The 24,261-nt window shown below is 41.0% G+C and carries 24 protein-coding genes; 18 read left to right on the top strand and 6 right to left on the bottom strand.

Translation table 11 applies throughout. The features are described from left to right. Positions 1-458: 458 nt before the first annotated feature. Positions 459-845, bottom strand: a complete 387-nt coding sequence (locus AB4153_RS00160) for a DUF3301 domain-containing protein (protein WP_102527871.1) — start codon at positions 843-845, stop codon at positions 459-461. Then, the gene (locus tag AB4153_RS00155) at positions 842-1,867 is read right to left on the bottom strand and encodes a DUF3549 family protein (RefSeq protein ID WP_371995911.1); all 1,026 of its coding nucleotides are present in this window, start codon (positions 1,865-1,867) and stop codon (positions 842-844) included. Before AB4153_RS00155 ends, AB4153_RS00160 begins: the two co-directional genes overlap by 4 nt. A 60-nt stretch (positions 1,868-1,927) precedes the next feature. Here AB4153_RS00155 and AB4153_RS00150 point away from each other — a divergent pair, with 60 nt between their 5' ends. Together AB4153_RS00150 and truC are read left to right on the top strand one after the other, a co-directional pair. Then, positions 1,928-2,305, top strand: a complete 378-nt coding sequence (locus AB4153_RS00150) for a YqcC family protein (protein ID WP_324295146.1) — start codon at positions 1,928-1,930, stop codon at positions 2,303-2,305. A gap of 10 nt (positions 2,306-2,315) precedes the next feature. After that, a complete protein-coding gene (truC, locus tag AB4153_RS00145; RefSeq protein ID WP_102527873.1) occupies positions 2,316-3,164 on the top strand; it encodes a tRNA pseudouridine(65) synthase TruC in 849 nt (282 codons plus the stop codon). Between the two features lie 198 nt (positions 3,165-3,362). On the opposite strand, the gene AB4153_RS00140 is transcribed toward truC, so the two are convergent. Beyond that, the gene (locus AB4153_RS00140) at positions 3,363-3,545 is read right to left on the bottom strand and encodes a hypothetical protein (protein WP_102527874.1); all 183 of its coding nucleotides are present in this window, start codon (positions 3,543-3,545) and stop codon (positions 3,363-3,365) included. A gap of 157 nt (positions 3,546-3,702) precedes the next feature. On the opposite strand from AB4153_RS00140, the gene AB4153_RS00135 reads away from it, so the two are divergent. From AB4153_RS00135 to purU, 3 genes are all read left to right on the top strand, one after another. Further along, positions 3,703-4,164 carry a flavodoxin gene (locus AB4153_RS00135; protein WP_102527875.1) on the top strand — a complete coding sequence of 154 codons (462 nt, stop codon included), beginning with the start codon at positions 3,703-3,705 and terminating at the stop codon, positions 4,162-4,164. After that, positions 4,119-5,588, top strand: coding sequence for a PTS transporter subunit EIIC (locus tag AB4153_RS00130; protein ID WP_371995910.1), 1,470 nt, complete (start codon positions 4,119-4,121; stop codon positions 5,586-5,588). The genes AB4153_RS00135 and AB4153_RS00130 overlap by 46 nt, the downstream gene beginning before the upstream one ends. A gap of 181 nt (positions 5,589-5,769) precedes the next feature. Further along, positions 5,770-6,651, top strand: coding sequence for a formyltetrahydrofolate deformylase (gene purU, locus AB4153_RS00125; RefSeq protein ID WP_371995909.1), 882 nt, complete (start codon positions 5,770-5,772; stop codon positions 6,649-6,651). 114 nt (positions 6,652-6,765) lie between these two features. On the opposite strand, the gene dapD is transcribed toward purU, so the two are convergent. The 3 genes from dapD to map are packed head-to-tail and all read right to left on the bottom strand — an operon-like array spanning position 6,766 to position 11,007. Then, on the bottom strand, positions 6,766-7,590 hold the full coding sequence (dapD, locus tag AB4153_RS00120; RefSeq protein WP_102527878.1) for a 2,3,4,5-tetrahydropyridine-2,6-dicarboxylate N-succinyltransferase: 825 nt from the start codon (positions 7,588-7,590) through the stop codon (positions 6,766-6,768). A gap of 20 nt (positions 7,591-7,610) precedes the next feature. Beyond that, positions 7,611-10,190, bottom strand: a complete 2,580-nt coding sequence (glnD, locus tag AB4153_RS00115) for a bifunctional uridylyltransferase/uridylyl-removing protein GlnD (RefSeq protein ID WP_371995908.1) — start codon at positions 10,188-10,190, stop codon at positions 7,611-7,613. Between the two features lie 25 nt (positions 10,191-10,215). Continuing rightward, complete coding sequence (map, locus tag AB4153_RS00110) at positions 10,216-11,007, bottom strand: type I methionyl aminopeptidase (RefSeq protein ID WP_102527880.1); 792 nt, start codon at positions 11,005-11,007, stop codon at positions 10,216-10,218. A gap of 336 nt (positions 11,008-11,343) precedes the next feature. On the opposite strand from map, the gene rpsB reads away from it, so the two are divergent. The 13 genes from rpsB to lpxA all read left to right on the top strand — a co-directional run bounded on the left by rpsB (position 11,344) and on the right by lpxA (position 24,254). After that, positions 11,344-12,072 carry a 30S ribosomal protein S2 gene (gene rpsB, locus AB4153_RS00105; protein ID WP_102527881.1) on the top strand — a complete coding sequence of 243 codons (729 nt, stop codon included), beginning with the start codon at positions 11,344-11,346 and terminating at the stop codon, positions 12,070-12,072. 116 nt (positions 12,073-12,188) lie between these two features. Continuing rightward, positions 12,189-13,040, top strand: coding sequence for a translation elongation factor Ts (gene tsf, locus AB4153_RS00100; RefSeq protein ID WP_102527882.1), 852 nt, complete (start codon positions 12,189-12,191; stop codon positions 13,038-13,040). Positions 13,041-13,107: 67 nt separating this feature from the next. Continuing rightward, on the top strand, positions 13,108-13,839 hold the full coding sequence (gene pyrH, locus AB4153_RS00095) for a UMP kinase (protein ID WP_102527883.1): 732 nt from the start codon (positions 13,108-13,110) through the stop codon (positions 13,837-13,839). Between the two features lie 118 nt (positions 13,840-13,957). After that, complete coding sequence (gene frr / locus AB4153_RS00090) at positions 13,958-14,515, top strand: ribosome recycling factor (RefSeq protein ID WP_102527884.1); 558 nt, start codon at positions 13,958-13,960, stop codon at positions 14,513-14,515. A gap of 83 nt (positions 14,516-14,598) precedes the next feature. After that, the gene (locus AB4153_RS00085) at positions 14,599-15,423 is read left to right on the top strand and encodes an isoprenyl transferase (RefSeq protein ID WP_102527885.1); all 825 of its coding nucleotides are present in this window, start codon (positions 14,599-14,601) and stop codon (positions 15,421-15,423) included. 22 nt (positions 15,424-15,445) lie between these two features. After that, complete coding sequence (locus AB4153_RS00080) at positions 15,446-16,303, top strand: phosphatidate cytidylyltransferase (RefSeq protein WP_102527886.1); 858 nt, start codon at positions 15,446-15,448, stop codon at positions 16,301-16,303. A gap of 6 nt (positions 16,304-16,309) precedes the next feature. Beyond that, on the top strand, positions 16,310-17,500 hold the full coding sequence (ispC, locus tag AB4153_RS00075) for a 1-deoxy-D-xylulose-5-phosphate reductoisomerase (RefSeq protein WP_371995907.1): 1,191 nt from the start codon (positions 16,310-16,312) through the stop codon (positions 17,498-17,500). A 14-nt stretch (positions 17,501-17,514) separates the two neighbouring features. Continuing rightward, positions 17,515-18,900 carry a sigma E protease regulator RseP gene (gene rseP / locus AB4153_RS00070; RefSeq protein ID WP_102527888.1) on the top strand — a complete coding sequence of 462 codons (1,386 nt, stop codon included), beginning with the start codon at positions 17,515-17,517 and terminating at the stop codon, positions 18,898-18,900. A 30-nt stretch (positions 18,901-18,930) separates the two neighbouring features. Beyond that, entirely contained in the window at positions 18,931-21,414 is a 2,484-nt protein-coding gene (bamA, locus tag AB4153_RS00065; RefSeq protein WP_371995906.1) for an outer membrane protein assembly factor BamA, read from the top strand. A 56-nt stretch (positions 21,415-21,470) separates the two neighbouring features. Further along, positions 21,471-21,968, top strand: a complete 498-nt coding sequence (locus tag AB4153_RS00060) for an OmpH family outer membrane protein (RefSeq protein ID WP_102527890.1) — start codon at positions 21,471-21,473, stop codon at positions 21,966-21,968. Then, positions 21,968-22,987, top strand: coding sequence for a UDP-3-O-(3-hydroxymyristoyl)glucosamine N-acyltransferase (gene lpxD, locus AB4153_RS00055; RefSeq protein ID WP_371995905.1), 1,020 nt, complete (start codon positions 21,968-21,970; stop codon positions 22,985-22,987). The genes AB4153_RS00060 and lpxD overlap by 1 nt, the downstream gene beginning before the upstream one ends. A gap of 38 nt (positions 22,988-23,025) precedes the next feature. Next, positions 23,026-23,487: a 3-hydroxyacyl-ACP dehydratase FabZ gene (fabZ, locus tag AB4153_RS00050; protein ID WP_371995903.1), complete on the top strand. Its 462-nt coding sequence runs from the start codon at positions 23,026-23,028 to the stop codon at positions 23,485-23,487. Continuing rightward, positions 23,484-24,254, top strand: a complete 771-nt coding sequence (lpxA, locus tag AB4153_RS00045) for an acyl-ACP--UDP-N-acetylglucosamine O-acyltransferase (protein WP_102527893.1) — start codon at positions 23,484-23,486, stop codon at positions 24,252-24,254. The genes fabZ and lpxA overlap by 4 nt, the downstream gene beginning before the upstream one ends. Positions 24,255-24,261: the final 7 nt, after the last annotated feature.

The raw sequence follows: 24,261 nt of genomic DNA, 5'->3' as shown, positions 1-24,261 counted from the left end.
GAGGGACAGTACTTTAGTGTACATGGAACATCAAGGATTGAATAAGGATAGCGCACGGAGCAAGTTAGACGCATGGATGGTGCAGGGAGCACAAATATAGCTGGATGGCTTAACAAGAGTATAAGAGACCGCGACAATTTATTGCCGCGGTCTTTCTTTTGCTTAAAATTCGACTTACGTTGATATTGAAACGAGATATCAGCTAGGGCGAGTTGATTTTTACTGGTTGAATTTGTTCGAGGTAAAAAGCGAATTAAGCGCGGCTAGTGAATTGCCGCCTAGCAATCTAAGCAAATTTCACTGCAAAAAAACCTTAAAAGATCAACACACTCTAATACTCAGCCAATAAAAAACGCTATTGAGAGTGTGCTTAACCCTCTAATAGCGTTTCATCATGTGGACGTTTTATACTTTAATTAAGTAGATGCTTAATTGAAGGCTTGCTTAACGTATGCGTATTAACGGCATTTGCCAGAATTGCAGCTTGATGCGCCACCACAGCCACCAAACTTACCTTTGGCCATTGGCGCATCCATCCATTCCGGCTCTGGAAATATCGGCCAGTTAATCTTTTCTATCTTTTTGCCGTGCATATCGATGTGACCGCGGTATTGATTAATACCATCGGTACTGAATTCAAACATAAATTTTGCACGCCAACATAAGCCTGTTGTGCCACCAATACTTGGTCTTGCTGATTCCATAGCAATAGCCAACAATTGTACTTTTTGATTGGCACAAGATCTTTCAGCATAGCGACGACTGATTTCAGCCATTTGACGTAATTGCCAAAAGAATGCAGCAATAACGACAACTGCGACGATTAAAATAAAATCTGACATCATTGGCTAACGGCCCTAAATAATCCGCCGATGGCGGAAGAAAGTTTCTCACTACGGTCAGCACTTCTTAAATCGAGCAGCAGTGAATCTCGTAAACTTGGAATAGCTACGATATCAGCAAAAACTTGATTAAAGAAGTTTTGCGGTTGGTTAGCTAATACTTCAAGATAAAGTTTGCGAGTTGCATCATCTTTTAGAGCAGTCCAACTTCTTGCTGCAATTGTGATCAATAAGTTCTCATCTAACTGTTGGTAATTCACTAATAGCTTAATCGCTTTTTGCGTTAATTCTGGTTGAGATGCGAGCGCTCTAAGGTAGATATGCTTATGCTCAACTTCTGCGGCGGATAACTTATCAAATAAGGTATTAGCTAATGCATCTGAAATGGCAACGTGCTCTAAACATTGACAAATAGCAGCTTGAACCTCTAACGGTGCTAGGGTAATAGCTGCATTGATATGCTTGTCATGGTCAAACTTATCTAAGCGGACACAGACATCGGCAATACCTTGCAATCCGAGTTGTTGCCAGTTGTCACCTTGAGCATTGGTTTCATTTAAATTCGAAAAATACTGGGCTGCATATTCATATTGAGCTGATGCTTGCTGACTTAATTGCTTTTTAACCATTGCATTAAACAGTGCTAGTTTTTCTTGGCTAGGCTTAAAACTGAACGGATGATTGGCGTAGCGTTCTTGTTCTTCATCAGACAAAGCTTTAGTTGGATCACGCCCTAACGCTTCTAGGATCATTTTAATAAACTGGCTACGCTGGGCAGGCGATAACAAACCTTGCTCATCAAGGGGCAACTTTAAAAACCAAATAAAAGGCGGTTGTTCTTCACGCCAAAACACAATAGCAAACTGGGCGTGGCCTTGAATTGGAAATGGGTAAGGGGTGTTCAATGCTTCAATTTGGTTGAATAACACTGGGTCAATGTTTTCCACTCTTCGGCCTAAATCATAAACCTGAAATTGAGTGTTAGCGGTGTCTAGGAATTGGCTTAAGGTTTCGAGTTGTGTCATGGGAGTTTATTTATCGCGATTAACTTGCCGCTATTATAGGGTTAACTGGCGTCTGATGATATGATTAGTCGCACAAACAACTATGATTATTTTAAACCGTTTAAGCGAAAACCTGCCGTTATGCCTCATATTCAAACCGCTCAATATTTAATACAGTTAGAACAGCAACTAAAGCAAAGTGATTTGTGGTCTGGCTCTATACCTTCAGATACAGCGCTTGCCAGTACGGCGCCATTTGCTTGTGACTCATTGCGTTTTGAGCAGTGGCTGCAGTTCATATTCATTCCGAAAATGGGTCAGTTAATTGAGCAATGCTTACCTCTGCCGACGCAAATATCGTTAACGCCAATGGCAGAGCAAGCTTGGGTAAATCACGGTGACTTAACAGCTTTAGTTGAATTGCTGACTCAGATAGATAACTTTTTAACCCGTCAGTAAGGTGAATATAATGACAGAAGATAAATATATTAGTCCATTTGCTGATGATGAATACTTTGACGATGAAACGCTTAATACTGAGTTAGAGGAAAGCGATGAAGTCGCTCCTGAGTTAGAGATTTTATTTGAAGATGAACATATTGTGGCCATCCATAAGCCTGCCGGTTTATTGGTACATCGTTCATACTTAGCCAGAAAAGAGCGTTTTTTTGCGATGCAATTAACACGTGATTTAGTTGGATGTCATGTATTCCCTGTTCACCGCTTAGATAGGCCGACTTCAGGTGTATTGGTGTTTGCTAAAAGTAGTGAGGTGGCTAGGGCTTTATGTGAGCAGTTCGAGCTGCACCAAATTGAGAAAACCTACTTAGCATTAGTGCGGGGTAATATGCATGAAGCAGCTAGGTTGGATTACGCATTAAAAGTAGAACTTGATGATGTTGCCGACAAAAAAGCCCGCAAAGATAAACCTCCTCAAGATGCGGTGACTGACTATGCTCCTTTATTAAATACAGAAATTCCATTTAGTTCAGGTCGTTACTCGACGAGTCGTTTTTGTTTAATTAAATTAACACCGCAAACAGGACGTAAACACCAATTACGTCGTCATATGGCACATTTACGTCACCCGATCATTGGTGATACCACCCATGGTGACGGCAAACAAAATAAATTCTTCAGATCGCACTTTGAGATAAATCGACTATGGCTGATAGCGAAATCTATTCGCTTTACCCATCCTGTCACTCAGCAATTAATGCATATTGAAACAGAGCTTGAGCAAGAGTGGTTAACGATTTTTGAACAGTTTGGTTGGCAAGAGCAACTAATTGATGAAGAGCCTATGCTGCTTGCCTAGTGCCTAGTGCCTAGTGCCTAGTGCCTAGTGCTAAATGTTTAGTAATAGAAAATAGAAAATAGAAAATAGAAAATAGAAAAAGTTGAATAATAAAAAGAGATATCTGTCAGGGATATCTCTTTTTTCAATATTCTTTGGTCGATTTCATGGCTGTCAATAACGAGCTAATAACAACCGCGACTATTGGACTAAAACGGACTAACTGGCCTTAAGCGGCACTTTAGTATGTTCTAGCAATACCGATTTAAGTTTTTCAAACTCTTCAATTTTTGCCAGAGGTTCACTGGTATCTTGTTGCTCACAACGAAAATAAAAATTACGGCGAATATGGGCTGATTTGTGTTGCAGTTTAAACAATCTGTGCCTGTTGGCCTGACGCATAACAGTAACCTTAACGAATGGGTAAGTTATTACTTTTGTTTGTATTTCATACTTGCAGCCTAGTATTAGAATACAGTATGGTGAAGTTATTAACCTCATAAAGCAGCGCACTGCTAAATGAATTATAGAAGTCAGTTAACTTAAAGAGAAGTATATCATGGAAAAAGTTAATTTAGTGTTTGGGACGGTATACGGTAGTGCTCAATTTGTTGCTGAAACATTGACCGATAAAATTGCCGAATTAGATTTCACGGCTAATCTGCTGCAGCCAGCCGATTTAACTGGTTATGTGCCCAGTGAAGATGAGTTATTGATTGTCGTTACTTCAACGACCGGGCAAGGCGATTTACCGGATGATATTGCCCAGTGGTTTAGTGAGCTGAAATCAGTGGCGCCATATTTACCTAAGTTGCAATACAGTATCATTGGTCTTGGGGATTCAAGTTATGAAACCTTTTGTGGTGCCGCTAAACAATTTGATGAGTTATTGTCTGAACTTGGGGCAAAAAAACTCACTGAGACATTAGAAATTGATGCATGCGAAACCATGGAACCTGAAACTGAAGCGACACAATGGATACCAGCTTGGCACGCGGCAGTTCAATCACTCGCCAGTTAAGACGACTTAGCCAGCAATGGTTTAAGTTTGCCCAGCGCCTGAGTCAGGCGCTGCTTATTCCTATTGCCATTTTACCCGCTGCCGGTGTAATGCTCGGTTTATCATTTAATCCACTCCCTTTTATTCCAGCAGAGCTGGCGACGGTTTTCTCCGCTGTTGGTAACCTCATTTTTACTATGATGCCTTTGCTTTTTGCGGTGGCGATATCTATAGGTTTTTGTAAAGATCAAGGCATTGCAGCATTTGTTGCAGTGTTTGGCTACGGGGTCTTTATATCTAGCCTAGGAGCATTTACTGCGATTTATGAGTTAAACTCCCGGCCAATATGGGGAATTGACACCATTGATACAGGTATTGCAGGCGGTATTCTTGTTGGCGCGTTAACCTGTTTTGTTGTTCGGTTAAGTCAGGATGTTAAGCTGCCTGCGATGTTTTCTTTTTTTGAAGGCCAGCGCAGCGCCGCGTTAATCATCATTCCTTTCACAATTGCTCTGGCTTTTTTACTTGCTCATATTTGGCCAACGTTAGCTTACTATATTGATTCACTATCGCTTTGGGCGGTATATCAAGATCCCGCTCTTGCCTTCGGTGTTTATGGCACTATTGAACGTTTTTTGATCCCTCTTGGTTTACATCATATTTGGAATGCACCTTTTTATCTTGAAGTGGGTCAGTATTTTCATGAAGGAAAAATGGTTCGTGGTGAAATCGCACGTTATCTTGCAGGCGATCCGTTAGCGGGGAATTTAGCTGGTGGCTATTTAATTAAAATGTGGGGCTTACCTGCTGCTGCATTTGCGATTTGGCGCTGCGCAGATAAATCAGAGCGCAACCGTGTTGCCGGCATTATGTTATCAGCCGCAGCTACAAGTTGGCTTACGGGAATAACTGAACCGATTGAGTTTGCATTTATGTTTGTGGCACCTGTGTTATTTGTTATTCATGCCATATTAACTGGGCTTGCTTATACCGTCTGTATTTTACTTGATGTTAACCATAGTGTGGTGTTTTCCCATGGGTTAATTGATTTCAGTTTATTGTTTGCTCAGTCCAGCAATACCAGTTGGTTCTGGTTTTTAGGGCCATTAACGGCCTTTATTTACTACCTTATTTTTAGAGTCAGTATTTTAGCTTTTAATTTGAAGACACCTGGTCGGTTAGAGCTTAATGACGATGGAAATAAAGAGAGTTTGAGATCAATGATCAGTGCCTTAGGTGGACCTGATAATATCGTTGAATTGAATGCTTGTTTAACTCGATTACGTATTGCGGTTGTCGATCCTAAGCTAGTTGATAAGCCTAGATTGATGAGACTGGGAGCAAAGGGCGTGATTAAAGTAGGCAAGGGGGTACAAGTCGTATTTGGTACTAAAGCAGAAAGCTTAAGAAAGCTATTGCAGAAATATCTCGACACTCGTCAGTAAAATTCAAGTTTAATTATAGAATTATCATCTTTTAAGTCATATTTTTATACATATCCTATCTCAAGGCACTTATTTAATTCGCAATCATAAAAATATATTCCTGAATATTTATTTTCTCAATTGCTGTGTTATTAATGAATGGCTATAAGCGTTTAATATTATTGATATGAGTAGTGTAATTATGAATAACTCCCCTTTAAGTCAACAAAGTGAAACTGCATCGACACCATTACCTCGGAAAATTTTAATTACTGATTGTGAAGATGCTCAAGGATTAATCGCGAACATCACAGGGGTATGTTTTGCTCATCAGCTAAACATTATCAAAAACACCGAATTTGTTGATCATCAGCAAGGCCGTTTTTTCATGCGTACCGTGTTAGAAGGCAAGATTAATGATGAAGCGTTATTGGCAGATCTTCGTCAAGTTTTACCAGAACAAAACCACATGAAGTTAGTTGATGCCGGTAAGAAGCGTATTGCGGTATTAGTGACTAAAGAAGCTCATTGCCTAGGTGATATTCTAATGAAGTCATATTATGGTGGTTTAGACGTCGAAATTGCGGCTGTCATTGGTAATTACGACATTTTGCAAGGCTTAACGGAGAAGTTTGATATCCCGTTTCATTATGTGAGTCATCAAGGGCTTGATAGACAAGAACATGAACAAGCGATGCTTGAAAAGATAAAACGTTATTCGCCTGACTATATCGTGCTGGCCAAATTCATGCGTATCCTAACCCCTGAGTTTGTTGCAGAGTTTCCAAATACCATTATCAATATTCATCATTCATTTTTGCCGGCATTTATTGGCGCATCGCCTTATCGCCAAGCGTGGGAAAGGGGGGTTAAAATTATTGGTGCAACAGCGCACTTTGTGAATAACTGTTTAGATGAAGGACCAATCATTAAGCAAGATGTGATTAATGTTGATCATAGTTTTAGCGCTGAAGAAATGGCCCATAACGGCCGTGACGTTGAAAAGAGTGTATTGAGTAAAGCATTACAATTAGTGCTTGAAGAACAAGTGGTGGTGTACGGCAACAAAACCGTCGTGTTTTAAGCTGTTAGTTGGCAAAAATTCAATAAAAAAGGCTCAGTATCATCTGAGCCTTTTTACGTTAACATCGGAGTGCTTAGTGGTCGTTATGACTTATCACACTCAGTGTTTTATCGATTAATCGACGATACGTAATAATTCGTTAATGCCCACTTTACCGCGAGTTTTAGCGTCAACTTTCTTAACGATGATAGCTGCGTATAAGCTGTAAGTACCACATTTAGATGGTAGGTTACCAGAAACCACTACAGAGCCTGCAGGTACGCGGCCGTAATGCACTTCGCCAGTTTCACGGTCAAAGATACGTGTGCTTTGGCCAATGTATACGCCCATTGAAATTACGCTGCCTTCTTCAACCACAACGCCTTCAACAATTTCACTACGTGCGCCAATGAAACAGTTATCTTCAATGATTGTTGGGCCTGCTTGTAATGGCTCAAGTACGCCACCAATGCCAACACCACCTGATAAATGCACGTTCTTACCGATTTGTGCACAAGAGCCAACTGTTGCCCATGTATCAACCATAGTGCCTTCGTCAACGAATGCGCCTAGGTTAACGTAAGATGGCATTAATACGGTATTCTTACCGATAAATGAACCTTTACGAACGGTTGCTGGTGGAACAACACGAATAGCTTCTTCTTTAAAGCGTTCAGCAGTGTAGTCTGAGAATTTTTGTGGCACTTTATCAAAGTACTTAGTGTCACCGCCTTCAACAACTTCGTTGTCGAAAATACGGAAAGAAAGTAAAACAGCTTTCTTTAACCACTGATGTACATGCCATTCGCCATCAATCTTTTCTGCTACGCGAGCTTGGCCTTTATCAAGCATGCTAATAACAGTTTCGATATCTGCACGAACACTTGGCTCTACCGTGCTAGGTGTGATGTCCTGACGAGCCTCAAATGCAGCTTCTATGCGTTGGCGTAATGCCTCCATTACTTTCTCCCAAATTGTGTTTATTGATGTAAAGGTTGAGTAAGCGCCTCTGAAAGCGCTTCTGATAATTGTGTTTGTTGAGCTTCGTTGAGCGCTTGGCCTTGAGCTGTTTGTAAAATAAAGAAATCTTCTGCTCTTTCACCAATGGTGGTAATTTTTGCTGATAATAACGTGATATCGCAGCGGTAAAGTACATCACCTACTTTGGCGAGTAGGCCAGGGGTGTCCAGCGCAATTAGCTCCATCATACTTGTATCATGCTTCGCACCAGGTAAGAAACTCACTTGTGTACGAACTTTAAAAGGTTTCATGATTCGTGACATCTTTCTAAACTTTGGTGGTTTAGATTTTTGTGTCGCCAATCTCTTTTCAAGCGACTTTTTAATCGACTGAATGCGTGAAAGTTGGCTGATTGGTTCGCCATCTTGCTCTAATATAACGAATGTATCTAAGGCGAAGTCATCGTTTGATGTCATGATGTTAGCATCATGAACATTTATGTTTTTGTTATCTAACACTGTCATAACAGTGGCGAATAACTTGGGTTTGTCTTTGGCGTAAACAAACAGCTCGCTGCCACCACGAGTCGTGTGCTTTGAAATTAACACGAGTGGCTTCTGTTTATCATGTTTGAGTAATGCTTCAGTATGCCATGACACTTGATTGGGTTGATGACGTAAAAAATAATCATCTTTGAATCGGCTCCACAGCTCATTAATCGCTTTTTGTTTAACGCCACGTCTTAATAATTCTTTTTGGGCTTTTTGCTGAATTTCAAGAACCCTGTCAGCCACATCAATTGGTTTTTCTTTGCCACGAGATAGTACCCGCTGAGTCGCAAAATATAAGTCTCTTAACAGAGAGCCTTTCCAGTTATTCCAGGCTTTGTGGTTAGTTGCGCAAATATCTGCCACGGTGAGGCAGTATAAATAACTTAAATGCACTGCATCTTGAACGCGATCAGCAAATACTGCGACCACTTCAGGATCTGAAATATCGCGGCGCTGAGCGGTAACTGACATCACCAGGTGGTTTTCAACTAACCATGCCACAAGTCGCCCATCGTGATCGCTTAACCCATGTAACTTACAAAAGTCTAATGCATCAGTGGCGCCTAACTTACTGTGGTCGCCACCTCGACCTTTAGCTATGTCATGAAATATGGCGCCTAATACGAGTAAGCCTTTCTTTGGCAACTGATTTATTAGGATTGCGCCCAGTGGGAACTCATCTTTTTGATCGGGTTGGGCAAAGCGTTCAATATTTAGCAGTAATCTATGTGTATGTTCATCAACCGTGTAAGCATGGAATAAATCAAACTGCATTTGGCCTTCGATTTTACGCCATGCAGGTAAATAGGAAGATAAAATTCCATGTTTGTGCATTAACGATAATGCGGCAATCCCCCGAGGATGCTTCAAAATTGCCATGAAATATTTACGGCATTCTGGGTTATCTTGCAATGGGTCTTTTAGACGACGTCTAGCTTGTCGCAATAGACGCAATGTTGGTGCATATATACGACGGACATTAGAGTTTTTGGCAACAAGTAAAAATAGATTTAGAATTTGCTCTGGTTGTTGTTCAAATAACTGGTCATCTAATACTTCAATGTATCGACCACGACGTTGATACTTGTCATTTATTGGGTAAATGGTTAACGAAGATGACAAGCTTAATGTGGCACGCTTAAAAAGCTGTAGCAGCATTTCATTAAGCTCCATCACACGTCTTACCGTGCGATAGTAACGCTTCATCATTTGCTCTACAGCGAGCTGAGTACCATCTTCAAAGCCCATCATGCTGGCGACTTGCCTTTGTAAATCGAACAACAATCGATTTTCGTTACGTCCCGAAATCATGTGCAGGCAAAAACGCAGTTGCCATAAAAAATCCTGACATTCTAGAAATTCTGTAAGCTCAACAGGCTCTAAGAAGTCGTGTGCAACTAACTCAGATAGCGAGGCCGCATCAAAGTGGCGCATGGCAACCCATGCGACAGTTTGAATATCACGTAACCCGCCAGGGCATGATTTTAAGTTGGGTTCTAAGTCAAAGGCATTTGCTCTGAGGTGGCGTTGGTGCTGCTCTTCAATTTTGCCTAAGAAAAAAGTATCAGACGGCCAAAAATCTTCTTGTCTAATGGCATCATAAAGTTCATCGAACAATGCCTCTTGGCCAATAAGCAACCTGGCTTCAAGTAAATTGGTGGCGGTAGTGATATCGAGCTGACCTTGCTCTAATGTTTCTTTAATAGAGCGAACACTGTGACCGAGTTCTAATCCTGAATCCCAAAGATAGGTAATAAACTGACTGATAGCATCTTTAGCTTGTTGGCTGACACTATCTGATTGGGTTAATAATAGGAGATCGATATCTGAATGGGGATGAAGCTCGCCGCGACCATATCCGCCCACGGCAATAAGACTCATTTGATGATTATTTAAATCAAATTTGAGCCAGCTTTGTTTTAAAAGGTCATCAACAAATTGGCAACGCTGCTGCACGAGATCCGTTATTGGTTCATTAGCAGTAAATTGCTCCAATAAGCGCTGGTTAAATTCGATGAGCGTGTTTTTAGCTACCAGCGCAGTGTTCATTGATGTCCTTATTTTTACTTAAAAGTTAAATTGATCTTGGGAGGTCTTCTTCGCTTCGCAAAGTCAGAACTTCAACACCTGTTTCAGTGACAAGTAATGTATGTTCCCATTGAGCTGATTTTTTACCATCTGAAGTGGTTACTGTCCAGTTATCTTCTTTATCTAAAACAGTTGTGTAACGTCCAGCATTGATCATTGGCTCGATAGTAAAACACATGCCGGCTTTTAATACTGTGTTGTCATTATTTTTATAGTGTACGACTTGTGGCTCTTCGTGAAAGCCTTCGCCAATACCGTGACCACAGTAATCTTGAACGATTGAGTACTTATCTAAACCTGATTTACTGGCTTTAATAAATTTCTCAATGGCAGTACCAATTTCGCCTAGTTTAACCCCTGGGCGAACTTTTTTAATCGCAAGGTACAAGCTTTCTTGAGCAATGCGAGCCAATCTTCTGTCTTTTGGGCTCACATCACCAATTAAAAACATTTTTGATGTATCACCGTGGAAACCATCTTTAATGACTGTGATGTCGATATTCAAGATATCGCCATCTTTTAATGTGTAGCTACTAGGGATGCCGTGACAAACCACTTCATTTACTGAAGTACAAATAGATTTTGGGAATCCGTGGTAGTTAAGCGGTGCAGAAATAGCGCCGTGTTCTTCGGTAAATTTTGCACAAATGTCGTTAAGCTCATCTGTGGTTACGCCTACCTTGACGAAAGGTGCAATCATTTCTAATACTTCTGCAGCTAACTTACCAGCTACACGCATTTTTTCGATTTGTTCTGCTGTCTTGATGACTATGCTCATGAATTATCTCTTACCGTTATATCAGTCAAAAAAGGCGCAAATAAATTTGGCAAAATTTGTGCTTTACACCTAGTTATGGTATAAAGCGCGCCGTTGTGTTTAAGTCTTAATGAAGCTGTAATTTGAATAAAGTATAAATACTTTCTTCACTTACTGTTCCACTAAGCGTAAAATATGGCGGCCATTATACATGTTATAGATGGCAATTTAACTAAATACTAAATCACACACGTATCGACACATTCTTCGGGGTGCTCTTAGTGCGCTTTTTAAGCAAGCAAGAGTCGAAGGTATGGGATCCGTGGAGGTCTAACCCCCCAAATTAAGGTATATAAAATGACTACTGTTTCAATGCGCGACATGCTTCAAGCTGGTGTTCACTTCGGTCACCAAACTCGTTACTGGAATCCTAAGATGAAGCCTTTCATCTTCGGTGCTCGTAATGGTGTTCACATCATCAACCTTGAGCACACTGTGCCAATGTTCAACGAAGCACTAGCGTTCATCAGCAACGTTGCTTCTAAAAAAGGTAAAATCCTTTTTGTTGGTACTAAGCGCGCTGCTGGCGAAGCTATCAAAGAATCTGCAATGTCTTGTGACCAGTACTACGTTGATCACCGCTGGTTAGGCGGCATGTTGACTAACTGGAAAACTGTTCGTCAGTCAATCAAACGTCTTAAAGAGCTAGAAAGCCAGTCAGTAGACGGTACTTTCGACAAGCTTACTAAGAAAGAAGCGTTAATGCGTACTCGCGAGCTAGAGAAGTTAGAAAAATCTCTTGGTGGTATCAAAAACATGGGCGGCTTACCTGACGTATTATTCGTTATCGGTGCTGACCACGAGCATATCGCTATTAAAGAAGCTAACAACTTAGGTATCCCAGTTGTTGCTGTTGTTGATACTAACTCTGCTCCAGATGGCGTTAACTACATCGTTCCTGGTAACGATGATGCTATGCGTTCTATCCGTTTGTACACTTCTTCTGTTGCTGCAGCTGCTAACTCAGGCCGCGGTCAAGATTTAGCTGTTCAAGCTGAGCAAGACGGTTTCGTAGAAACTGTTTAAATAAGGCGTGATGGTTTCCATCCCCCTTATTAACCAATAAAAATTGGTGAGCAGGGGCCTTATGGGCCCCTGTTTTTAAATGCAATATTAGACGAATTAAAATAGAGGATTTAACAATGGCAATTACTGCTGCCCAAGTTAAAGAACTTCGTGACCGCACTGGCGCTGGCATGATGGACTGTAAAAAAGCATTGACTGAAACTAACGGTGATATCGAGCTAGCTATCGATAACATGCGTAAAAGTGGTGCTGCTAAAGCTGCTAAAAAAGCAGGTAACATTGCTGCTGAAGGTACAATCCTTATTCAAGGTGGCGAAGGTTACACAGCTTTATTAGAAGTTAACTGTCAAACTGACTTCGTTGCTAAAGATGGTAACTTCTTAGCGTTTGCTAATGAAGTACTAGCTGTTGCAGCTGCTTCTAAAGTATCTATTGAAGATCTTAAAGCACAATTCGAAGAAACTCGTGTTGCGCTAGTCGCTAAAATCGGTGAAAACATCAACGTTCGTCGCGTTGAATACATCGATGGTGCTGATCAAGCTTCTTACCGTCACGGCGACCGTATCGGTGTTGTTGTAACGGGTGAAGCAGATGCTGAAACGCTTAAGCACATCGCTATGCATGTTGCTGCTTCTAAGCCTGAATTCGTTAATCCAACTGACGTACCTGCTGATGTTGTTGCTCGTGAGCAAGCGCTTCAAGTAGAAATCGCGATGAACGAAGGTAAGCCTCAAGAAATCGCTGAGAAAATGGTTATCGGTCGTATGAAGAAGTTTACTGGTGAGATCTCTCTTACTGGCCAAGCTTACATCATGGAACCAAAGAAAACTGTTGGCGACATTCTTAAAGAGAAAGGCGCTTCAGTAACTAACTTCATTCGTTTAGAAGTTGGTGAAGGTATTGAGAAGAAAGAAGAAGATTTCGCTGCAGAAGTTGCTGCACAAATTGCTGCTACTAAAAAAGCGTAATTAAACATCTCTTCATACCCTAAAGCCGCAGCAACCGCTGCGGTTTTGTTATAATTAGGAAAAAATTATGAGCACCAATCCAAAACCTGCATTTAGACGCGTTCTTTTAAAGTTAAGCGGCGAAGCGTTAATGGGCGAAGAAGGCTTCGGTATTGACCCTAAAGTTCTTGACCGTATGGCGCAAGAAGTAAAGGAGTTAGTTGAACTTGGCATCCAAGTTGGGGTTGTTATTGGTGGTGGTAATCTATTCCGTGGTGAAGGCTTAGCACAAGCTGGTATGAACCGTGTTGTTGGTGACCATATGGGTATGCTTGCAACCGTAATGAATGGCTTAGCAATGCGTGATGCTTTGCATCGTGCCTATGTCAATGCTCGTTTGATGTCTGCAATTCCTTTAAAAGGTGTGTGTGACGATTATAATTGGGCAGAGGCAATCAGTTTATTAAAGTCTGGCCGAGTTGTTATTTTCGCTGCTGGTACAGGTAACCCGTTTTGCACAACTGATTCAGCTGCGTGTTTACGTGGTATTGAAATTGAAGCGGAAGTGGTATTAAAAGGAACAAAAGTTGATGGCGTATACTCAGCTGATCCTATGAAAGACCCTGAAGCTGTAAAATACGACTCATTAACTTATGATGAAGTATTAGAAAATGAATTTAAGGTGATGGACTTAGCTGCATTTACGCTAGCCCGTGACCATGACATGCCTATCTTAGTTTTCAACATGAATAAACCTGGTGCTTTACGTCGTGTTATCATGGGTGAAGAAGAAGGCACGCATATTAAAACTAAATCTTAATAGGTTAGTTTTTAGCTGACAATTTTCATTTGTACGACTGTCGACATAGTAAAATCTATGTGCCATTCTCAGAGAGTCGTTCAAATTATAAGTATTTGTGACCAAAAGGATATTTATCGTGATTGATACAATTAAAGAAGATGCTCAAGACCGTATGAACAAGTGTGTTGATGCTACTAAAAACCAAATGGCTAAAGTACGTACTGGTCGTGCTCACCCAAGCCTACTTGATTCAATTCAAGTGTCTTACTACGGTTCAATGACACCGCTTAAGCAAGTTGCAAATATTGGTATTGAAGATTCTCGTACCCTAAATGTAACCGTATTCGATGCGACTATGGTTCAAGCTGTAGAAAAAGCGATCATGAGTTCTGATTTGGGTCTTAACCCAATGACTGCGGGTAACGCAATGCGTATCCCATTGCCTGCATTAACTGAAGAACGTCGTAAAGATTTCATTAAAGTAGTACGTGGTGAAGCTGAAAATGGTCGTGTTGCCGTACGTAATGTACGTCGTGACGCTATCAGTGAAATCAAAAAGCTTGAAAAAGCGAAAGAGTGTACTGAAGATGATGTTCGTCGTAGTGAAGATGAAATTCAGAAGTTCACCGACGCAAGTATCAAAAATATTGATGGAATTTTAGCTGCTAAAGAAAAAGAATTGATGGAAGTCTAATTCTCGTCCTAGCAAAGCTAGAGTTAAAGCGCCGTGTAAGGTTATACTACACGGCGTTTGTCTATTTGAAAGGGTTGTAATAGATGTCATCCACTGTTGGATATGAGCCAAAAACACAATCGAGTGCTGATATAGAATCGTCGGAAATTTTGCCTGGTCAACTTTCTGATGTGGTTAAGCAGTCGCTTCCTAAACACGTCGCTATAATTATGGACGGTAACGGTCGCTGGGCTCAGCAACAAGGAAAGCCAAGAGTGTTTGGTCATAAGGCTGGGGTTAAAGCAGTGCGCCGTGCTGTGAGTGTCGCCAGTCAACTGGGTATTGAGTCGTTAACCTTATTCGCTTTTTCAAGCGAAAACTGGCGTAGACCAGATAAAGAAGTCAGTTTATTAATGGAATTATTTTTCTCTGTCTTACAAAGAGAAATAAAACTGTTACACAATAATCAAGTTCGATTAAATATCATTGGGGATATCAGTCGTTTTTCTGCACGTTTACAAAAACAGATCGACAAAGCACAACAACAAACTGCAGGAAATACAGGGTTGGTTCTCAATGTTGCCGCAAATTACGGCGGGCGTTGGGATATTTTACAAGCAGCTCAAAAGCTAGCAGATAAAGTCGCTCAAGGTGAAATTGAATCAAGTGAATTGACTGAAGAAACATTAAATCAACAGCTTTGCATGAATGAGCAAAATGAAGTTGATTTGATGATACGTACAGGCGGTGATTACCGTATTAGTAACTTTATTTTATGGCAGGCTGCATACGCGGAATTAGTCTTTACTGAGACTTTGTGGCCAGATTTTAATGAGCAGGCATTTAAAGATGCCCTTGCTGTTTTTGCCAGTAGGCAACGTAGATTTGGTTTGACGGGTAGTCAAATCGAAGAAATACGTGCTATTTAAAAATATTTAAGAGGCTTTTGCTTTGTTAAAACAACGAATTATTACAGTGTTATGGTTACTTCCATTAGTGATTGGCGCCATATTCTTCCTTCCTACTGAGTACTTTGCTTGGGTATTAATCCCTGTCTTTATGATTGGTGCAAAAGAGTGGGGTAGTTTTATTGACCCTAATTGCACTGCAACCCAGTGGACATTTACAGTCACTGTTTCGCTTATTCTAGTGGCGCTTAACTTCTTTGTCCCTGTCGAGAGTTTATGGCTTAAGGGGCAATTGCACCCAATTTATTTTGCCATTATTACCATTGGTCTATTTTGGTGGATTGTTAGTACAGTATTAGTATTTAGCTTTCCTAAAAGTGGTAGCGTCTGGAAAGACAGCCACATGCTTAAATCCATGTTTGGCCAATTGACACTTATCCCTTGTTTTGTATCGTTAATTACCCTTAAATCAATCAGTGCAAACGTTGACCCATACTTTGGTGCTAGTTTAGTGTTTTTAGTCATGTTAGTAGTTTGGGCTGCTGATACTGGTGCTTATTTCGCTGGACGCTCATTGGGCAAACATAAACTAATGCCAAATGTTAGCCCAAATAAGACTTTAGAAGGCTTAGGTGGTGGTTTAGCCGCGACTATGGCTGTTGTTGTTGGTGTGATGTATTACTCCCCAGAACAAGAGTTAGGTTTGGTGATAGCAGTTACCTTAATCACAGCCGTTGCTTCTGCATTTGGTGATTTATCTGAAAGCATGTTTAAACGTGCTGCCAACATTAAAGATTCAGGTAAAATCTTACCTGGACACGGCGGTGTATTAGATAGAATGGATAGCCTGACAGCGGCATTACCTGTCTTTACCTTTATTTACCTTGCGTTCTGGATTTAATTTACCATGCAAAATATGGTTATTCTTGGAGCCACGGGCTCGATTGGTAGCAGCACATTAAGTGTGATGAGTCATAACCCTGAGCAGTTTAAGGTTTATGGTCTAGTGGCCAATTCAAGCGTGGATAAAATGTTAGCGCTGTGTATTAAGCACCAACCACGTTTTGCGCATATGGTGGATGCAACAGCTGCGAAAACACTTAAGTCAATGTTGCCAGCTAACCTTGCGACAGAAGTTATTACCGGTGAAGATGAACTGATTGGCTTAGTGACTTCATCCAGTGTTGATACTGTGATGGCAGCAATTGTTGGCGCAGCGGGGCTAAGATCTACATTTGCAGCTGTAAAAGCAGGTAAAAGAGTATTGTTAGCCAATAAAGAAGCCTTGGTAATGTCCGGTGAGCTCTTTATGAATACGACTCGCGACAGTGGCGCCACGTTACTTCCTGTCGATAGTGAGCACAATGCGATTTTTCAATGCATGCCAGCAGAAGTGCAATCAAATCTTGGCCAATGTGATTTATCCGCTGCGGGTATTTCGCATATTTTGCTGACAGGTTCAGGTGGACCATTTTTAACAGCAGATCTTGCGACGTTAGATGCGATGACGCCTGCTCAAGCTTGTAATCACCCTAATTGGTCAATGGGGCCTAAAATATCAGTTGATTCAGCAACTATGATGAACAAAGGTCTTGAGTTTATTGAGGCTCGTTGGTTGTTTAATACCAATGCCGAACAACTCAAAGTTGTTATTCATCCTCAAAGCGTCATTCATTCAATGGTGCAGTATTTAGATGGCTCGGTTATCGCGCAAATGGGTAACCCTGATATGCGTACACCGATTGCTCACTGTATGTCTTTTCCTGAAAGAATTTACGCTGGAGTTGAACCTTTGGATTTTTTCAAAGTCCGAGAATTAAGCTTCTGTGAACCTGACTATAGTCGTTTCCCTTGTTTAGCACTGGCAATGCAAGCCTGCGAAAAAGGCCAAGAAGCAACAACAGTGTTAAATGCTGCCAACGAAATAGCCGTTGACGCATTCTTACAGCAACAAATTAAATTTACAGATATCGCTCGCATTAACGAGGTTTGTTTAGAAAAAACGCCTCAATCTTCATTAAGCAGTATCGAAGATATTATGAGTTTAGATGCACAAGCTCGTACTATCGCTAAAGAAGCAATCAAAGCAATTAACTAGTTCGTAGGAGAACGATGTTCGATTTTTTTTGGAACCTAGGGTCATTTATTGTCGCACTGGGTATTTTGATTACTGCACATGAATACGGACATTTTTGGGTCGCACGTCGTTGTGGTATCAAAGTAGAACGTTTTTCTATTGGTTTTGGTAAAACCTTATGGCGCAAAATAGGCAAAGATGGAACTGAATACGTCATTGCAATGTTGCCATTGGGTGGCTATGTCAAAATGCTGGATGAACGTGTTGAAGACGTACCTGATGAGTTGAAAGATCAAGCTTTCAATCGTAAAACTGTTTGGCAACGTATTGCTGTAGTTTCAGCGGGTCCCATTGCTAACTTTTTGTTCGCGATAGTTGCCTTGTACATTATGTACATGATTGGTGTTTCTTCCCTGAAGCCTGTCATTGATACAACAAGAGCGAATACACCTGCGGCACAAATTCAGCTGCAAGAACCTATGCAAATTGTTTCAGTGTCAGGGCAAAAGGTGAGAAACTGGGAAGAAGTTAACCTTGCATTGGTGAGTCATATAGGTGGTACAGAGCTGGATATTAGCCTAATGCCGCTTTCTTTATCTGCACAAAATACTTCAGCACAAGAACAAGCTCAAGTAACAACGTATCAGCTGGATATCAGAAATTGGCAATTTGATCCTGATAAAGAGTCACCGATTACAGCAATGGGATTGGGTATTTATCGCCCTGGTATTGAACCTATTATTGCTTTGGTTACTAAAGGCAGTGCTGCTGAGATGGCAGGGTTAGCTTTAGGCGACGAAATCCTCGAAATTAATCGTCAGCCTTATCAAGATTGGAATGGTTTTGTAGATGTGATACAAACGTCTGCGGACAAAGATGTAGAACTAACTGTTCTAAGAGAAAACAAACAAAAGACCATCATTGTTACTCCTCAGGCGCAGACAAATGCTAATGGGGAAACAATTGGCGTTGTAGGTGTTAGCCCGACTCAAATAGATTGGCCTGAAAGTATGCGCTTCCAGCTTGAGTATGGCATAGTAGATTCCTTTACAGCTGCTGCAGATAAAACATGGCAACTGGTGGTTGTCAGTTTTAAAATGATTGGAAAACTATTTACCGGCGATGTGTCGGTGAAAAACTTGAGCGGTCCGATTTCTATAGCCCAAGGTGCTGGTACCAGTGCTGACTATGGATTGGTGTATTTTCTCGGGTTTATCGCACTCATCAGTGTGAACTTAGGCATCATAAACTTAATGCCTTTGCCAGTGCTTGATGGGGGACACTTGCTGTATTACTTTATCGAAGTGATTACGGGTAAGCCTGTACCAGAGAAGGTACAGGATATAGGATTCAGGTTTGGTGCGGCTATGCTGCTGTTGTTAATGAGCGTTGCGCTTTTTAACGATTTTTCCAGACTCTGAGCAGGGAACACAAATAATTAGAAGTGCTCTATGAGATTGAATAAACTTTTTGCCTCGATGATTTTAGTCGGTGCGTCATTTTCAGGCAATGGTGTGGCTGAGACTTTCCAACCATTTGAAGTGACCGACATCCAGATTGATGGTTTACAACGAGTTGCACTAGGTGCTGCCTTGTTAAGTCTCCCCGTTAAAGTGGGCGATACTGTTGACCAAGTAAAATTACAACAAGCGATTAAAAGCTTGTACGCCTCCACTAACTTTGAAACGATCAATGTTGCCCGTGAAGACGGCGTATTGATTGTGACTGTAAAAGAACGTGCAACAATCAGTGCAGTTACCTTTGAAGGTAACAAAGATATTAAAGATGAGCAGCTTCAAGAAAGCTTGGATGGCTCGGGAATTAAGATCGGTGAGTCACTTGATCGAACCATGTTATCCGGCATTGAAAAAGGCCTACAGGATTTCTATTACGGTGTGGGTAAATACGGTGCAAAAGTTGAAGCGGAAGTTATCAATTTACCTCGTAACCGTGTTGAACTTAAATTCAACTTCACTGAAGGCTTAGCAGCTGAAATTCGCCAAATTAACGTGGTGGGTAACTCAGTATTTTCAGACTCTGAAATTATCGGCTTACTTGAGCTTAAAGATTATGTTGCTTGGTGGGATTTATTCGGTGAACGTCGTTATCAAAAACAAAAGCTTCAAGCTGACTTAGAGACGGTTAAAACCTATTATCATAATCAGGGTTATATTCGATTTGAAGTCAGTTCGACTCAAGTTGCAATGACTCCAGATAGAAAGGGACTTTATATCACCATCAATGTTGATGAAGGTGAAAAATATAAAGTGTCTGAAGTTAACTTAACCGGCGAACTAATGGGCCGCGAAAAGTTAATGAAGGCTATTTTGCCAATCAAAGAAGGCGATATGTACAACGGCGGTGATGTGACTTTCACCGAAGAAATGTACAGTAAATATTTAGGCCGTTTTGGTTATGCATACCCAGAAGTTAAAACTTTCCCTGAAATTAACGACGAAACCAAAGAGGTTTCATTAAATATTAATGTTAATCCAGGTAAGCGTGTCTACGTTCGTTCAATCAACTTCAGTGGTAACGCGGTTACTAAAGATGAAGTAATGCGTCGTGAATTGCGCCAAATGGAAGGTGCATGGTTGAATTCGGCGCAAGTTGAGCAATCAAAAGCGCGTTTAAACCGTTTGGGATACTTTGAAACAGTAGATACCGAGACTGTACAAGTGCCAGGTAGCGATGATTTAGTTGACGTTGCATTTAATGTGAAAGAGCAACCTTCAGGTTCGTTTAATGCTGGTGTGGGTTACGGTACTGAGTCTGGTTTAAGTCTTCAGTTTGGTGTTCAGCAAAGTAACTTCTTAGGCACAGGTAATCAGGCTGGTGTCAGCTTGAATACTAACAAGTACTCTAAAAATGTTAACTTTTCTTATACTGACCCATATTTCACTAAAGATGGCGTGAGTTTAGGTGGGAGTATTTACTGGAATGAATTTGATGCGAACGAGGCTAACCTTGAGCGTTATAAAAATAAATCATACGGCATCGCGTTAAACTCAGGTTTTCCGATCAATGAATATAACCGCTTAAATGGTGGCATTGGTTATCGTCATAACTCGATTTCAGAAATTTCAGCATATGAACAAGCATTACGTTTTTATAATGTATATCGTGAGTCTGATGATCCTAATGCTGATTTAAGTTTTGATAACTTTGAGATGAATGGCGGCTGGTCTCGTAGTACGTTAAACCGTGGTACGTTCCCAACAGATGGTTCCTCGCAGCGCTTTAGTGCTAAGGCGACAATTCCTGGTTCAGATCTGCAGTATTTTAAAACAGATTTAGATACTAACTTCTATTTACCATTAACCCGAAATCACGGCTTTGTATTATTGACACGAGCTCGATTAGGTTACGCGAATGGTTATGGTAGCTTCAACCAGAACGATCAAATTTTACCATTCTGGGAAAACTATTATTCTGGTGGTAGTAGTTCATTACGTGGCTTTAAGTCTAACTCTGTTGGCCCACGTTCATTCTATCTCTTCCGTGGTAGTGAGCCATGTGCACCGGATCCATCTGGTGACAGCTGTTCTTTACCTGGTGAGCCTAACCAAATTCAAGTGAGTTCTGGTCGTTCTATTGGTGGTAACGCCATTGCGACTGCGAGTATGGAAATGATTGTTCCAACTCCGTTCTTGGATGAGGCTTATTCTAATTCAGTACGTACTAGTTTCTTCGTTGATGCCGGTAACGTATGGGATACCGAGTTTGATTATGACTCGTATAGATATCTTCCAGCCGATCAGTTTGATAAATTGGAAGATTATAGTGATCCAAGTCGAATCCGTGCCTCTTGGGGTATGAGCGTTCAATGGTTATCACCGATGGGACCTATGGTGTTTAGCTTGGCTTGGCCGATTAAAGAATACGAAGATGATGAAACTGAAATATTTTCGTTTAATATTGGCAAAACATTCTAAAACAAATATATTCGGCAAGTTTTGCTGATCATAACAAGGAGTCTATTTTGAAAAAGATGGTAAATCGCGCGTTAGTAACAATGGCATTTTTAAGTGCACCTATGATGGCACATGCTGAAAAAATTGCTGTGGTTGATATGGGCGAAGTCTTTGAGCAACTACCTCAACGTGAACAAATTTCACAATCACTAAAAACTGAATTTGGTGATCGAGTTGCTGAAGTACAAAAAATGCAAGAAGAAATGCGTACTATGGTTGAAAAGCAGCAACGTGACGGTGCGTTGATGAGCGAAAGCCAGAAAACAGATCTTGTTCGTAAAATGGAGTCATTAAAATCAGACTTCCAACTTAAAGGCAAAGCACTAGATGAAGACATGCGTCGTCGTCAAGGTGAAGAGCAAAACAAGCTGTTAGTTCAAGTTCAACAGGCTATTGACACCATCGCTGAAAAAGAATCATATGATATCGTTCTTCAACGTGGTGCAGTTATTTATGTTAAGCCTGACGCTGACATCAGCGATAAAGTTGTTCAAGTGTTAAGTAAAGGCAACTAATGAAAACTGTGACTTTAAAAGAGCTTGGTCAGCTGTTGGGCGCATCAATAAAAGGTGACGAATCATTGGTCATAACCAGTGTAGCGACCTTAGAAGATGCGACTCAAGATCAACTTTCTTTTTTAGCCAATAGTAAGTACCGTGCACAGCTTGAGGCCTCTCAAGCTGGTGCGGTGTTATTGAGTGAAAAAGATGCTGAAGATTACCAAGGTAATGCTTTAGTTTTGAAAGATCCTTATGTCGGCTTTGCCCGAATAGCTCAACTTCTCGATACCACTCCGAAAGTGACTACTGGCATTCATCCGTCAGCTCAAATCGACCCTTCTGCTCAATTAGGCGATAATGTGGCTATTGCTGCCAATGCTGTCGTGGGCGCAGATGTTATTATTGGCAATGATGTTCAAATAGGTGCAGGCTCTGTTGTCGGAGAACAATCTATTATTGGTTCTGGGACTTGCTTAAAAGCGAATGTTACTTTTTACCATAATGTCATTGTAGGTCAGGATTGTATTTTCCACTCAGGTTCTATCATCGGTTCTGATGGTTTTGGTTATGCTAATGAAAAAGGTAACTGGATTAAGATACCGCAAACTGGTGGAGTGAGAATTGGCGATAAAGTCGAGATCGGTGCAGGAACAACTGTTGATTGTGGCGCACTTTCTCCTACAGAAATTCATGATGGTGTGATAATCGACAACCAAGTGCAAATCGCACACAACTGTATCATTGGCCAGAATACTGCAATTGCGGGTGCCACAATTATTGCTGGTAGCACAAAAATCGGTAAGTATTGTATTTTCGGTGGCGGCTGTGGCGTCTCAGGGCATTTAAATGTCGTTGACGGGACTCAAGTATCTGGTGGTACCAATGTAACTAGTGATATTCGTAAACCAGGTCTGTATTCATCTGCTACAATTGCAATGGATAACAAGACGTGGCGTCGTAATACTGTTCGTTTTCGCCACTTAGACGAATTATTCAATCGTGTTAAAACGATTGAAAAGAAAATCAAAGATTAGAAGTCATGGCTCGACAGAGCCATTGCGAGGAATTAAGCGTGTCAAACCAATTAAATACAATGGATATTGAAGAAATTCTTCAGTATCTTCCTCATAGATATCCATTTTTGTTAGTTGACCGTGTATTAGATTATACCGTAGGTGAATCTTTGCATGCGATTAAAAACGTGACGTTTAATGAACCATTTTTCCAAGGTCACTTCCCAGTTAAGCCTGTTATGCCTGGTGTTCTTATTATTGAAGCTATGGCACAAGCAACAGGTTTATTGGCATTCAAGACCATGAGCCCTGAGCCTTCACCAGATGTTTTATATTTGCTAGCTGGTGTCGATAAGGCGCGTTTTAAACGCGTTGTGTCTCCTGGTGACCAAGTTCATTTCCATGTCAAAATGATTAAAGAGCGCCGAGGGATTGGTGTATTTGAAGGACAAGCATTCGTCGATGGCGAGTTAGCTTGTTCTGCCGAAATTATGTGTGCACGTAGAGAGAACAGCAAGTGATTGATAAGTTAGCATTCGTACACCCTGACGCAAAAATTGGCAATAATGTCACCATTGGCCCATGGAGTTATATTGGCGCAGATGTTGAAATTGGCGACGACACTTGGGTCAGTTCTCATGTTGTTATCAAAGGCCCTAGTGTCATTGGTAAAGGTAACCGCTTTTTCCAATTCTCTTCTATCGGTGAAGAGTGTCAGGATAAAAAATATGCCGGTGAGCCAACGACCTTAGTCATGGGTGATAATAATATTATCCGTGAAAACGTAACTATTCACCGCGGCACAATTCAAGATAACAGTGAAACCCGTATTGGTTCAAACAACCTATTGATGGCTTATGTGCATATTGCTCATGACTGTGTTTTAGGTGACAACATCATCATGGCAAATAATGCATCTATCGCAGGTCATGTCCATGTTGGTGATTGGGCTATTTTGGGTGGTATGACTGGCGTTCATCAGTTCGTGCATATTGGTGCGCATGCTTTTACTGCTGGCTCATCAACTATTTTCCAGGATGTACCTCCGTTTGTAATGGCTGCAGGTAGTCCGGCGATTCCTCGAGGCTTAAATGCTGAAGGTCTTAAACGTCGCGGTTTTACCAAAGAAACCCAACATGCAATCCGTCGTACTTATAAGTCGCTGTACCGTAAAAACTTAACCATCGAAGAAGCACTTGCTGAAATCACAGAAGATGCTGAAACTGATGAATACGTTAAAGGTATGGTTGATTTTATTAATGGCTCATCTCGTGGGATCATTCGATAGAATACAC

This window comes from Shewanella sp. 10N.286.52.E4 (assembly GCF_041468785.1).
Taxonomy (GTDB): Bacteria; Pseudomonadota; Gammaproteobacteria; order Enterobacterales; family Shewanellaceae; genus Shewanella; species Shewanella electrodiphila.
Note: the sequence above shows the minus strand (reverse complement) of the source record. Positions and strands in the feature narration are given on the sequence as shown.